12 protein-coding genes are annotated in these 12025 nt (G+C 74.3%); 6 read left to right on the top strand and 6 right to left on the bottom strand.

The features are described from left to right. Positions 1-121 precede the first annotated feature (121 nt). A complete protein-coding gene (def, locus tag OG802_RS04865; RefSeq protein WP_329407518.1) occupies positions 122-661 on the top strand; it encodes a peptide deformylase in 540 nt (179 codons plus the stop codon). Between the two features lie 34 nt (positions 662-695). Here def and OG802_RS04860 read toward each other — a convergent pair whose 3' ends face one another. After that, positions 696-1337, bottom strand: coding sequence for a TetR family transcriptional regulator (locus OG802_RS04860; protein ID WP_329407517.1), 642 nt, complete (start codon positions 1335-1337; stop codon positions 696-698). A 180-nt stretch (positions 1338-1517) separates the two neighbouring features. Between OG802_RS04860 and OG802_RS04855 the strand changes: the two genes are divergently transcribed. Continuing rightward, positions 1518-2744: an acyl-CoA dehydrogenase family protein gene (locus OG802_RS04855; RefSeq protein WP_329407515.1), complete on the top strand. Its 1227-nt coding sequence runs from the start codon at positions 1518-1520 to the stop codon at positions 2742-2744. Positions 2745-2806: 62 nt separating this feature from the next. Here the strand turns inward: OG802_RS04855 and OG802_RS04850 are convergent, their stop codons facing one another. The 5 genes from OG802_RS04850 to OG802_RS04830 all read right to left on the bottom strand — a co-directional run bounded on the left by OG802_RS04850 (position 2807) and on the right by OG802_RS04830 (position 7724). Continuing rightward, positions 2807-3043 carry a DUF6213 family protein gene (locus OG802_RS04850; protein ID WP_028807142.1) on the bottom strand — a complete coding sequence of 79 codons (237 nt, stop codon included), beginning with the start codon at positions 3041-3043 and terminating at the stop codon, positions 2807-2809. Between the two features lie 25 nt (positions 3044-3068). Beyond that, on the bottom strand, positions 3069-4454 hold the full coding sequence (locus OG802_RS04845) for an NADP-dependent succinic semialdehyde dehydrogenase (RefSeq protein ID WP_329407512.1): 1386 nt from the start codon (positions 4452-4454) through the stop codon (positions 3069-3071). A 76-nt stretch (positions 4455-4530) separates the two neighbouring features. After that, positions 4531-5004 carry an NUDIX domain-containing protein gene (locus tag OG802_RS04840; RefSeq protein ID WP_329407510.1) on the bottom strand — a complete coding sequence of 158 codons (474 nt, stop codon included), beginning with the start codon at positions 5002-5004 and terminating at the stop codon, positions 4531-4533. Then, on the bottom strand, positions 5001-6539 hold the full coding sequence (locus OG802_RS04835) for an ATP-dependent DNA ligase (RefSeq protein ID WP_329407509.1): 1539 nt from the start codon (positions 6537-6539) through the stop codon (positions 5001-5003). Before OG802_RS04835 ends, OG802_RS04840 begins: the two co-directional genes overlap by 4 nt. A 114-nt stretch (positions 6540-6653) precedes the next feature. Next, a complete protein-coding gene (locus OG802_RS04830; protein WP_329407508.1) occupies positions 6654-7724 on the bottom strand; it encodes an NAD(P)/FAD-dependent oxidoreductase in 1071 nt (356 codons plus the stop codon). Positions 7725-7803: 79 nt separating this feature from the next. On the opposite strand from OG802_RS04830, the gene OG802_RS04825 reads away from it, so the two are divergent. From OG802_RS04825 to OG802_RS04810, 4 genes are all read left to right on the top strand, one after another. After that, entirely contained in the window at positions 7804-8376 is a 573-nt protein-coding gene (locus OG802_RS04825; RefSeq protein WP_329407506.1) for a helix-turn-helix domain-containing protein, read from the top strand. A gap of 86 nt (positions 8377-8462) precedes the next feature. After that, on the top strand, positions 8463-9434 hold the full coding sequence (locus tag OG802_RS04820) for an NADPH:quinone oxidoreductase family protein (protein ID WP_329407504.1): 972 nt from the start codon (positions 8463-8465) through the stop codon (positions 9432-9434). Further along, a complete protein-coding gene (locus tag OG802_RS04815; protein ID WP_329407502.1) occupies positions 9431-10615 on the top strand; it encodes an acyl-CoA dehydrogenase family protein in 1185 nt (394 codons plus the stop codon). Before OG802_RS04820 ends, OG802_RS04815 begins: the two co-directional genes overlap by 4 nt. Next, a complete protein-coding gene (locus tag OG802_RS04810; RefSeq protein WP_329407500.1) occupies positions 10594-11703 on the top strand; it encodes an acyl-CoA dehydrogenase family protein in 1110 nt (369 codons plus the stop codon). The genes OG802_RS04815 and OG802_RS04810 overlap by 22 nt, the downstream gene beginning before the upstream one ends. Positions 11704-12025: the final 322 nt, after the last annotated feature.

Here is a 12025-nt window from a genome sequence, read left to right as displayed (position 1 = left end):
GCCGTACGGCAACGTGGTAGGCGGTCAGCCTATCGAGATCCCCCCGCACTCCCGAATCCCGGGACCGCCTCCCGTCCGTGGACGGCATGCGCGTGTCACGGAGGACCGTACCCTTGCCGGCATGCGACACCGCTCCATCCCGGGCGCCCACGGGCGCGTCCGGCCCCTCACCCTGCTCGGCGACCCCGTGCTGCGGGCCCGCTGCGAGGACGTCACCGGCTTCGGCCCCGAACTGGCCCGGCTCGTCGAGGACATGTTCGCCACGATGTACGCGGCCCGCGGCGTCGGCCTGGCGGCCAACCAGGTCGGCGTGCCGCTGCGGGTGTTCGTCTACGACTGCCCGGACGACGACGACGTCCGCCACCTGGGCCATGTGGTGAACCCGACGCTGGTCGCGGCGGGCGGCCTCGTGCTGCGCGGCCCGGAGGGCTGTCTGTCCCTGCCGGGCCTGGAGGCGGGGACGGAGCGTTACGACGAGGCGGTGGTCGAGGGCTTCACGGCGGCGGGCGAGCCGGTCACCGTGCCCGGCACCGGGTTCTTCGCCCGCTGCCTGCAGCACGAGGCCGACCATCTGGACGGCCGGGTGTACGCGGACCGGGTTACGGGCCTGCGCGGGCGCAGACTGGCCCGTCAGGTGCGCCGGGCGGCGTGGAGCGGCTGAGCCGGTGCGGCGGCCGGCGCGGCGGCCCGGCGGTTCAGAAGCCGGGGCCGCCGACCCGGTCGCCGGCCGCGGCGAGGCGGCCCCACAGCAGGTCGGCCAGGCTGCGCACCAGCTCCGCGCGGGAACAGGGCCGTTCGCCCAGCCACCAGTCGCCGGCCGCGTGCATCATCCCGACGATGCCGTGGCCCCAGACCCGCGCGAGCTGCTGGCTGCCGGGCCCGAGGTCGACCCGGTCCTCGATGACCTGCGCGAGTTCCTCGCCCATCCGGCGCAGCAGCGGCGCGGAGTGCTTGCCGACGTCGAACCCCTGCTCGCCGGCCGAGCCGTCCGAGGGGTGCATCAGGAACCGGTACACCTGCGGCCGGGCCTCGATGGCGGCCAGGTAGGTGTCGAGCGTCGCCTCGACCCGTTCCCGGCGTTCCGCCGGGGCGTCGAGGGCGGCCCGCAGCGAGTCGAGCAGCGCGTCGGTGTGCCGCTTGGCGAGGGCCGCGTACAGTCCCCCCTTGTCGCCGAAGTGGCGGTAGAGGATGGGCTTGGTGATGCCGGCCTCGGCGGCGATGGCGTTCATCGAGGCCTGTGGGCCGTCGCGGAGCACCACCCGGTCGGCGGCCTCCAGCAGTTCGCGCCGTCGGCGGTCGGCGGACCGCTGTTGCTCGGTCCGCTGCGTGGTGTCCATGTGCTCTCCCCACCCGTGCTTGTTCGGTGACGCCTGCGCAAACTAACACCTGGCAGCAGCCTGGCATCGAACGGGCCGCGGGGCTCCGGGGCCGTCATCAGGAGTTGACTTTTCCTACCGACCGGTAACAGACTCTCCAGTTACCGCTAGTAACACGCACGTTCCGCCGCTGGAGGGGACATGGCCGAGTTCACCATGGAGCTCAACGACGAACAGAAGGAGGTCCGGGACTGGCTGCACGGCTTCGCGGCCGACGTCATCCGCCCCGCGGCCGCCGAATGGGACGAGCGTGAGGAGACTCCCTGGCCGGTCATCCAGGAGGCCGCGAAGGTCGGCATCTACTCCCTCGACTTCTACGCGCAGCAGTACTTCGACCCCACCGGGCTCGGCATCCCGATGGCCATGGAGGAGCTGTTCTGGGGCGACGCGGGCATCGCCCTGTCCATCGTGGGCACCGGGCTGGCCGCCGTGGGCGTCCTCGCCAACGGGACCGAGGAGCAGATCGGCACCTGGATCCCGCAGATGTACGGCGACGCCAACGACGTCAAGGTCGCCGCCTTCTGCTCCTCCGAGCCCGACGCCGGCTCCGACGTCGCCTCCCTGCGCACGCGGGCCGTCTACGACGAGGCCAAGGACGAGTGGGTGCTCAACGGCACCAAGACCTGGGCCACCAACGGCGGCATCGCCAACGTCCACGTCGTCGTCGCGGCGGTCGACCCCGAGCTGGGCTCCAAGGGGCACGCCTCCTTCATCGTCCCGCCGGGCACGCCGGGGCTGACCCAGGGCCAGAAGTTCAAGAAGCACGGCATCCGCGCCTCGCACACCGCCGAGGTCGTCCTCGACCAGGTGCGCGTCCCCGGTTCCTGCCTGTTGGGCGGCAAGGACAAGCTGGACGAGCGGCTGGCGCGGGCGCGCGAGCGGGCGAAGTCGGGCGGCGAGCGGGTGAAGAACGCGGCGATGGCCACGTTCGAGGCCTCGCGCCCCGCGGTGGGCGCGATGGCGGTCGGCACGGCCCGCGCCGCCTACGAGGTCGCCCTCGACTACGCCAAGACCCGTGAGCAGTTCGGCCGCCCGATCATCGACAACCAGGGCGTCGCCTTCCAGCTCGCCGACATGCGCACCCAGATCGACGCCGCGCGGCTGCTCGTCTGGCGCGCCTCGTGGATGGCGGTCAACGGCAAGCCGTTCACGGCGGCCGAGGGCTCGATGTCGAAGCTGTACGCCAGCGAGACCGCGAAGAAGGTCACCGCGCAGGCGATCCAGATCCTCGGCGGCAACGGCTACACCCGCGAGTACCCGGTGGAGCGCATGCACCGCGACGCCGCAATTTATACGATCTTCGAAGGCACCAGCGAGATCCAGCGCCTGGTGATCGCGCGGACGCTCTCCGGGATGCCCATCCGGTAGGGCCGCGGCCGCGGACGGGCGGGTGCGCGGGGGCCGGTCGCGCCGGGCTGCGGAGCGGACCGCTACGGCGCGCCCCCGCTGCTGTGCGCGATACAGGCCACGTCGATGCGGTCGGCCAGCTTGGCCAGTTCGATGGTAAGAGCGGCCACCGTGTCCTCGTCCAGTCCGTCCGCGCCCGCCTCGACGAGGTGCAGCCACCGCCCTCCCAGCGTCCGGAGCAGCTTGCTCACGTCGGCCGCGGCCACCTGCAAGGTCCCGCGGTCGTCGACGATCAGAGGCAGAGTCACTTCGCGGTTCACACCCGGGATCGTAGCCGCGCGACGCTCACGCACCGTGCCAAACCGTGGTGATGTTGCAGAACTCCCGGATTCCGTGCCCCGACAGCTCACGGCCGTACCCGGACCGCTTCACCCCGCCGAACGGGAAGCCTGGATGGGACGCCGTCATCCCGTTGACGAACACCCCGCCGGCCTCCAGATCCCGGACGAAACGGTCGACCTCGGCCTCGTCGCGCGTCCACACGTTGGAACTCAGCCCGAACGGCGAGTCGTTGGCGATGAGGACCGCCTCGTCGACATCGGCCGCCCGGTACAGCGTCGCGACCGGCCCGAACGCCTCCTCCCGGTGGACGCGCATCTCGCGCGTGACACCGGCCAGGACCGTCGGCGGGTAGTACCAGCCGGGCCCCTCGGGGCGCTCGCCCCCGCACAGCACGGCCGCCCCGGCGCGCCGGGCGTCGTCCACCAGCTCCTCCAGGTCCGCCCGGCCCTGTTCACTGGCCAGCGGACCCACCTCCGTGTCCTCGGCCAGCGGGTCGCCGACCTTCAGGGCCGCCATGCCCGCCACGAACCGCTCGGCGAACGCGTCGTACACGTCCGTGTGAACGATGAACCGCTTGGCGGCGATGCACGACTGCCCGTTGTTCTGCACCCGCGCGGTCACCGCGACCTGCGCGGCCCGGTCGACGTCCGCCGAGGGCATGACCACGAACGGGTCGCTGCCGCCCAGCTCCAGCACCGTCTTCTTGATCATCTCCCCGGCGGTGGAGGCGACCGCCCGGCCGGCCGGCTCGCTGCCCGTGAGGGTCGCCGCCTTCACCCGCTCGTCGCGCAGCAGCGCGTCGATCGCGCCGGAGCCGACCAGCAGCGTCTGGAAGCAGCCCTCGCCGAAGCCCGCCCGGTGGAACAGGTCCTCCAGGTACAGGGCGGTCTGCGGGACGTTCGAGGCGTGCTTGAGCAGCCCCACGTTGCCCGCCATCAGCGCCGGCGCGGCGAACCGGACCACCTGCCACAGCGGGAAGTTCCAGGGCATCACCGCGAGCACCGGGCCCAGCGGCCGGTAGCGGACCAGGGCCCGCGAGCCGCCGGAGTCCTTCACGTCGGCGGCGGCCGGCTCCTCGTCGGCGAGCAGCTCCCGCGCGTGTTCGGCGTACCAGCGCATCGCCTTGGCGCACTTGGCGGCCTCCGCGCGCGCCTGCTTCACCGGCTTGCCCATCTCGGTGGTCATGACCCTGCCGATGTCGTCCTGGTCCTCGTCGAGCAGGTCGGCGGCCCGGTTCAGCAGCCGGGCGCGTTCCGCGAACGCCGTCGTCCGGTACGTGCGGAACGTGGCCTGCGCGAGCTGGAGCCGGCGTTCCAGCTCCTGCTCGTCCATGGCCTCGTACGTCTTGAGCGTCTCGCCGTTCGCCGGGTTCACCGTCGCGATGGGCATGACCGACCTCCTGAAGAGCTGGCTGTGCTTCGACCTTCCCGCGCCGGGCCCGGGGCCGCAACGCGTGCGCGTCCGCTCAGACCGAGTGCTCCGCCAGCCGGTCGAGAAACGCGGTCTGTGCCGTGACGATCACCTCGCGCGCCCGCTCCAGCCCGAACCAGGCCACCCGGTCGAGCTCCGGGAACTCCTGGACGCGCCCCGAACGCGGCGGCCACTCCATGGCGAACGTGCCGGGCACGACGGACGCCGGGTCCAGGTCGGCCTCGACCGCCCACGCGGTGACGGTCTTGCCGCCCGCCTGCCGGACCTCGCCCAGCGCGATCGCCTCGCCGTCGGGCGGCGCCAGCCCCAGCTCCTCCTCGAACTCGCGGCGGGCCGCGTCCCAGGCCGTCTCGCCGGGCCCGTACTCGCCCTTGGGGACGGTCCAGGCCCCGGCGTCCTTCCTCGCGAAGTACGGGCCGCCCATGTGGCCCAGCAGCACCTGCGGTCCGTCGCCGGTGCGGCGGAACAGCAGCAGGCCCGCGCTGCGCCGGGGAGCCGCCGCCGTCACGGACGCACCTGCGGGTGGGCGGCGAGCAGGGCCTCCACCGTGTCCGCCTCCTCGGGGCGCTTGTCCTCGCGGTAGCGCAGCACGCGGGCGAAACGCAGGGTGACGCCCGCCGGATAGCGGGTCGAGCGCTGGAGCCCGTCGTAGGCGATCTCGACGACGAGTTCGGGCCGCACGGTCACGACGTGCCCCTTCTCGTCCACGGCCAGCTCCCGCAGGCGTTCCGTCTGCCAGGCGAGCATCGCGTCGGTCATGCCCTTGAACGTCTTGCCGAGCATCACGAAGCCGCCGTCCGCCGAGCGTGCGCCCAGGTGCAGGTTGGAGAGCCTGCCGGTGCGCCGGCCGTGGCCCCACTCGGCGGCCAGCACCACCAGGTCGAGGGTGTGCACGGGCTTCACCTTCAGCCAGGACGCGCCCCGCCGCCCCGCGCTGTACGGCGCGTCCAGCGCCTTGACCACCACTCCCTCGTGGCCGCGCAGCAGGGTCTGCCGGGAGAACTCCTCCGCCGCCGCGACGTCGTCGGGGCCGGACACGAGGGCGCGGCGCACCCGCATCGGCTCGGGCGTCAGCCGGGCCAGCTCCGCGTGCCGTTCGGCGAAGGGCAGATCCAGCAGGTCGCGGCCGTCCACGGACAGCGCGTCGAAGAACACCGGGGAGACGGGCACCGCCTCGGCCGCCGCCGCCACGTCCACCCGCGAGCCGACGCGGCCGGCGGTCTCCTGGAAGGAGCGGGGGCGTCCCGTCCCGTCGAACGCGATGACCTCCCCGTCCAGCACGAAACGCGAGCCCGCCAGCCGCCGTGCCGCCTCGGTCACCTCCGGCAGCCGGTCGGTGATGTCGTCGAGCGTGCGCGTGTAGAGGCGGACGTCGTCGCCGTCGCGGTGCACCTGGACGCGGATGCCGTCCAGCTTCTCCTCCACGGCGCAGACGCCGAGCCTGCCGACCGCCTCGGCGACCGTGGACGCGGTGTGCGCGAGCATGGGCAGCACCGGGCGGCCGACGGTGAGCCGGAACGCCGCCAGCGCCGCCGGCCCCTCCCCGAGCAGGGCCTGCGCCACCGACTCCAGCGACCCGGCCAGCATCACCGCCCGGCGCACGTCGGCCGCGGGCGCGCCGGTGGCCTGGGCCAGGCCCTCCACGGCGACGGCGTCCAGCGCGCCCTGGCGGACCTCTCCGGTGAGCAGGCCGAGCAGGAAGCGCTGCTCCTGCTCGGTGGCCGCGCCCATCAGCCGCTCGACCAGCCGCACCCGCTCGGCCTGCGAGCCGGGGCCCGCGACCCTGCCCAGCTCGCCGAGGAGGGCGTCCACCTCGCGCACCGTCAGGGTCGCCGATCCGGCCGGGGCGACCGGGCGGCCGAGCACCTTCCAGCCGACGCCCAGGCGGCCCTGGGGCAGCCGTCCGGCCAGATACGGGATCACCACGGGCACGTCGTCCGGCTCCGCCTCCCGGAAGAGCCCGGCGAGCAGGGCGATCTTGCGGGAGCGCGCCGAGGTGGCGGCGACCTCCCGGGACACGTCGGCGAGCCGGGTCAGCAGCATGCAGCCATGGTGCAACGCCCCACCGACAACGACACCCGGACGGCCCGGCCCGTGGACACCGTCACCCCAGGACCCCGGCGGGGCCGGGGGAGCAGGGGGAGCAGGGGGAGCCGGTCACCGGCGGCCCGCCGCGTCGAGGTCCGTCATCAGCAGTTCCATGTTGATCGCCGCCCCCGCGCGGTAGCCGCGGCTGGCCGCGTTCACGATCTGCTCGGCGTAGCCGGCGGCGTTGCCGACCGCCCACAGGCCGGGCACGCTCGTCAGACCGCGCTCGTCGGTCAGCGGGTACTCCCCGAACGGCGTCCGGTCCGTCCTGGCCCCCAGCCGGACCGCGAGCTGCGTCCTGGGCACGGGCCGGGGCGCGACGAACAGCACCTCACGCGCGTGCTCCCCGCCGTCCCCCGCGAGCCGGACCCCGGTGAGCCGGTCCTCCTCGACGACCAGGGCGGCCACCTCGCCCCGGACGACGTCCACCCCGGCCGTGTCCAGCCTGCGGCGGTCCTCGTCGGTCAGTTCCTCCTCGCCGACCGTGTGCAGGAAGAGCGTGACGTCCTTGGACCACTGCGAGACGATCAGCGTCTGGTGGACGCTCATCGGAGTCGTGGCGAGCACGCCGAAGGCCCGGTCGCGGACCTCCCAGCCGTGGCAGTAGGGGCAGTGGAGCACGTCCCGGCCGAAGCGCTCGGCCACGCCCGGCACGGGCGGCAGCTCGTCCGCCAGCCCGGTCGCGAGGACGAGCCGCCGCGCGTGCACGGTGCGGCCTGCCCCCGCGCGGGCGTCCCCGGCGAGCCGGACGGCGAAGCCGCCGCCGCCGCGGGTCACCTCCACCACCCGGTCGCGGACCAGGTCGACGCCGTACCGCGCGATCTCCTCGCGGCCCGCGGCCAGGAGGTCGGCCGGGGCCATGCCGTCCCGCGACAGGTACCCGTGCAGATGGGCGGAGGGCGCGTTGCGCGGCTCGCCCGCGTCCACGACCAGGGTCCGGCGCCGGGACCGGCCCAGGACGAGCGCGGCCGACAGTCCCGCCGGGCCGCCGCCGACGACGATCACCTCGTACGGCCCGTCCCCGGCGGCCTCCGCGCTCGCCGGGGCGCTGCCGGCGCTCCCGGCCCGCTCGCGGTCCTCGGCGCCCTCGATGTGCCGGTCGTGTTCGGTCCGTCCGGTGTTCCCGCTCTGCTCGGTCATGGTGACCACCTCCGCCGTCACGGTCGCGGTGCCGGTGCGGGATTGACAAACTTCTTTGCCGGTTCCGCAATATGGGGGCATGACTACGGATGACGTGCTCGCGGAGGTCGGCCCGAGGCTCAGGCGGCTCAGGAAGGAGCGGGAGGTGACGCTCGCGGCGCTGTCGGAGTCGACCGGCATCTCCGTCAGCACCCTCTCCCGGCTGGAGTCCGGGCTGCGCAGGCCCAGCCTGGAGCTGCTCCTGCCGATCGCCCAGGCCCACCAGGTGCCCCTGGACGAACTGGTCGGGGCGCCCCCGGTGGGCGACCCCCGCGTGCGGAGCAGGCCGCTGGTGCGGCACGGGCGCACCTTCTGGCCGCTGTCGCGGCAGCCCGGCGGGTTGCAGGCCTTCAAGGTGCTGGTGCCGCAGAGCGACGAGCAGCCGGAACCGCGCACCCACGAGGGCTACGAGTGGCTCTACGTGATGTCCGGGCGGCTGCGGGTGGTGCTCGCGGAGCACGACGTGGTGATGGCGGCGGGGGAGGCCGCCGAGTTCGACACCCGTGTGCCGCACTGGTTCGGATCGACGGGGGAGGGGCCCGCGGAGTTCCTCAGCCTCTTCGGACCGCAGGGCGAGCGGATGCACGTGCGGGCCCGTCCGTCGCGCAGGTGACGTGCGCAACTGTTCCCCCGGGGGCAAGCGACCGCTTAGTATGCAGTCGACCAGGGTTCGACGACGCAGTCCCGTGGAGGCTCCGCATGCAGGCATGGCAGGTGCACGAGAACGGCGAGCCGAGCGAGGTGATGCGGCTCGCGGAGGTGGATCGGCCCACGCCCGGCGACGGCCAGGTCCTGCTCCGGGTGCGCGCCGCCAACGTCAACTTCCCGGACGCGCTGATGGTCCGGGGCCAGTACCAGGTGCGGCCCCCGCTGCCGTTCACCCCGGGGGTGGAGATCTGCGGCGAGACCGAGGACGGCCGCCGGGTCATCGCCAACCCGGCCCTGCCGCACGGCGGCTTCGCCGAGTACGCCGTCGCGGACGCCGCCGCCCTTCTTCCCGCCCCCGGCTCGCTGGACGACGCCGAGGCCGCCGCGCTGCACATCGGCTACCAGACCGGCTGGTTCGCCCTGCACCGCAGGGCCCGCCTGGAGGCCGGCGAGACGCTTCTCGTGCACGCCGCCGCGGGCGGCGTCGGCAGCGCCGCCGTCCAGCTCGGCAAGGCGGCGGGCGCGACCGTCGTCGGCGTCGTGGGCGGCGCCGAGAAGGCCGCCGTCGCCCGGGAGCTGGGCTGCGACGTGGTGATCGACCGGCGCGCCGAGGACGTCGTCGCCGCCGTGAAGGAGGCCACCGGCGGCCGGGGCGCCGACGTGGTCTTCGACCCCGTGGGCGGTGAGGCCTACACCCAGTCCGCGAAGACGGTCGCCTTCGAGGGCCGCATCGTGGTCGTCGGCTTCGCCGGCGGGACCATCCCGAGCCCCGCGCTCAACCACGCCCTCGTGAAGAACTACTCGATCCTCGGCCTGCACTGGGGCCTCTACAACACCAGGAACCCCAAGCTCGTGCAGCACTGCCACGAGCAGCTCACCGAACTGGCCGCCCGGGGCGCGATCCGGCCGCTGGTCAGCGAGCGCGTGGCCCTCGACGGAGCCGCGGCCGCCGTGCAGCGGGTCGCCGACGGCGTCACCACGGGCCGCATCGCCGTCGTACCGCAGAACGGAGCCGCCGCATGACCGACGCAGCCGAACTCACGCGCCGCACCGCCCGGTTGCTGGCCGACCACCCGCCCGCGACGACCGCGCGGCAGGACTTCCTCAAGGCCCGCTTCGACGCCGGCCTGGCCTGGGTGCACTACCCGCAGGGCCTCGGCGGCCTCGGCGCGCCCCGCTCCCTCCAGGCCGTCGTGGACGCCGCGCTGGAGGCCGCCGGCGCCCCGGACAACGACCCCCGGCGCATCGGCATCGGCCTCGGCATGGCCGCCCCGACGATCCTCAAGTACGGCACCGAGGAGCAGAAGCAGCGCTTCCTGCGGCCCCTGTGGACGGGCGAGGAGGTCTGGTGCCAGCTCTTCAGCGAACCCGGCGCCGGCTCCGACCTGGCCGCCCTCGGCACCCGCGCCGTCCGGCAGGACGACGGCGACTGGATCGTCAACGGCCAGAAGGTGTGGACGTCCAGCGCCCATGTCGCCCGCTGGGCCATCCTCATCGCCCGCACCGACCCGGACGTGCCCAAGCACGCGGGCATCACCTACTTCCTGTGCGACATGACCGACCCCGGCGTGGAGGTCCGGCCGCTGCGCCAGATCACCGGCGAGGCCGAGTTCAACGAGGTCTTCCTCACCGGCGTCCGCATCCCCGACGCACGCCGCCTCGGCGAGGTCGGCGACGGCTGGCGGGTCGCGCAGACCACGCTGAACAACGAGCGCGTCGCCATCGGCGGCATGCGGCTGCCCCGCGAGGGCGGCATGATCGGCCCGGTCGCGAAGACCTGGCGCGAGCGACCCGAACTGCGCACCCACGACCTGCACCAGCGCCTGCTGAAGCTGTGGGTCGAGGCCGAGGTCGCCCGGCTCACCGGCGAACGCCTGCGCCAGCAGCTCGCCCAGGGCCAGCCCGGCCCCGAGGGCGCCGGCATGAAGCTCGCCTTCGCCCGCCTCAACCAGGAGATCAGCGGCCTGGAGGTGGAACTGCGCGGCGAGGAGGGCCTGTTGTACGACGACTGGACGATGCGCCGCCCGGAGCTGGTGGACTTCACCGGCCGGGACGCCGGGTACCGCTACCTGCGCTCCAAGGGCAACAGCATCGAGGGCGGGACCAGCGAGGTCCTGCTGAACATCGTCGCCGAGCGCGTCCTGGGCCTGCCCTCCGAACCGCGCACCGACAAGGACGTCGCATGGAAGGACCTGGCCCGGTGAACACACAGCCCGACCTGCTGTACTCGGAGGAGGAAGAGGCGCTGCGCGCCGCCGTCCGGGACCTGCTCGCCGACCACTGCGACGCGCCCGGCGTCATCGCCCGCACGGAGTCCGACGCCCCGCACGACCTGGCGGCCTGGAAGGCGCTCGCCGACGGCATGGGCCTCGCCGGCCTGCTGGTGCCCGAGGCGCACGGCGGCCAGGGCGCCACCCACCGCGAGGCCGCCGTCGTCCTGGAGGAACTGGGCCGGGCGGTCGCCCCGGTGCCGTATCTCACCAGCGCCGTCGTCGCCACCGAGGCGCTGCTGGCCTGCGGGGACGGCGAACTGCTCGGGCGGCTGGCGTCCGGGCGGACGATCGGCGCGCTGGCCGTCGGCCTGCACCTCGCACCAGGCGCCGCCCACCCGGTCGCGCACGTCGGGAACGGCGTCCTGAGCGGGGAGCTGACCGGGATCGCGGACGCGGCCGTCGCCGACGTCCTGCTCGTGCCCGGCGACGACGGCGCCCTGTACGCCGTGCGCGCGCAGGACGCGACCGTCACCCCGCAGACCTCCTTCGACCTCACCCGCCCCCTCGCCACGGTCACCCTGGCCGACGCGCCCGGCCGCCGTCTCGGCGAGGCCGGACCCGCCGTACGCCGTGCGCTGCGGGCCGGCGCGGGCCTGCTCGCCTCCGAGCAACTCGGCGTCGCCGACTGGGCGTTGACCGAGACAGTGCGCTACCTGAAGGAGCGCAAGCAGTTCAACCGGCCCGTCGGCGGCTTCCAGGCGCTCAAGCACCGGCTGGCCCAGCTCTGGCTGGAGGTCGTCAACCTCCGCGCCGCCGCCCGGGCCGCGGCCGACGCGCTCGCCGCCGGGGAGCCCTCCGACGAGACGTCCGTCGCGGTCGCGGTCGCCCAGGCCTACGCCGCGCCCGTGGCCGTCCGGGCCGCCGAGGAGGCGCTCCAGCTGCACGCCGGCATCGGCATGACCTGGGAACACCCCGTCCACCTGTACCTGAAGCGGGCCAAGGCCGACTCGATCGCCTACGGCACGGCGGGCGCCCATCGCGCGGCGCTGGCCGAACTCGTCGACCTGTCGGCCCCCTGACGGTCACCCGGCGAAGCCCGCCCCGACCGGGCGGGCTTCTTCGCGCACCCGTGCGCGCCGCCTGGTCACCGTGACGCGGCGGCGCGCACGGCCGACTCCGGGCGGGGCGTGGGCCGTTCGCGGTCCGGCCGACTGCTCCCGCGAGCGGGTCCGCAGGGGCATCCGGCCGCCGCCCGCTCCCCGCGTATGTCCCGCGGCCGCGTCCATCCGCGGGGGAGCGGTACAGCCTCCGTCGCTCCCCACCACAGCCCCCCGGCCGTCGCACCGCCACGCGCCCGGTCCGGCGGCACCGGCCCGCGTCGGCGACCTCGGCCGGGGCGCT

The organism is Streptomyces sp. NBC_00704 (assembly GCF_036226605.1).
Lineage (GTDB): Bacteria > Actinomycetota > Actinomycetes > Streptomycetales > Streptomycetaceae > Streptomyces.
Note: the sequence above shows the minus strand (reverse complement) of the source record. Positions and strands in the feature narration are given on the sequence as shown.

Excerpts from the sequence above, each read along its gene's own strand:
- def (WP_329407518.1), top strand. The coding sequence starts at position 122 with ATGCGACACCGCTCCATCCCGGGCGCCCACGGGCGCGTCCGGCCCCTC.
- OG802_RS04860 (WP_329407517.1), bottom strand. The coding sequence starts at position 1,337 with ATGGACACCACGCAGCGGACCGAGCAACAGCGGTCCGCCGACCGCCGA.
- OG802_RS04855 (WP_329407515.1), top strand. The coding sequence starts at position 1,518 with ATGGCCGAGTTCACCATGGAGCTCAACGACGAACAGAAGGAGGTCCGG.
- OG802_RS04845 (WP_329407512.1), bottom strand. The coding sequence starts at position 4,454 with ATGCCCATCGCGACGGTGAACCCGGCGAACGGCGAGACGCTCAAGACG.
- OG802_RS04835 (WP_329407509.1), bottom strand. The coding sequence starts at position 6,539 with ATGCTGCTGACCCGGCTCGCCGACGTGTCCCGGGAGGTCGCCGCCACC.
- OG802_RS04830 (WP_329407508.1), bottom strand. The coding sequence starts at position 7,724 with ATGACCGAGCAGAGCGGGAACACCGGACGGACCGAACACGACCGGCAC.
- OG802_RS04825 (WP_329407506.1), top strand. The coding sequence starts at position 7,804 with ATGACTACGGATGACGTGCTCGCGGAGGTCGGCCCGAGGCTCAGGCGG.
- OG802_RS04820 (WP_329407504.1), top strand. The coding sequence starts at position 8,463 with ATGCAGGCATGGCAGGTGCACGAGAACGGCGAGCCGAGCGAGGTGATG.
- OG802_RS04815 (WP_329407502.1), top strand. The coding sequence starts at position 9,431 with ATGACCGACGCAGCCGAACTCACGCGCCGCACCGCCCGGTTGCTGGCC.
- OG802_RS04810 (WP_329407500.1), top strand. The coding sequence starts at position 10,594 with ATGGAAGGACCTGGCCCGGTGAACACACAGCCCGACCTGCTGTACTCG.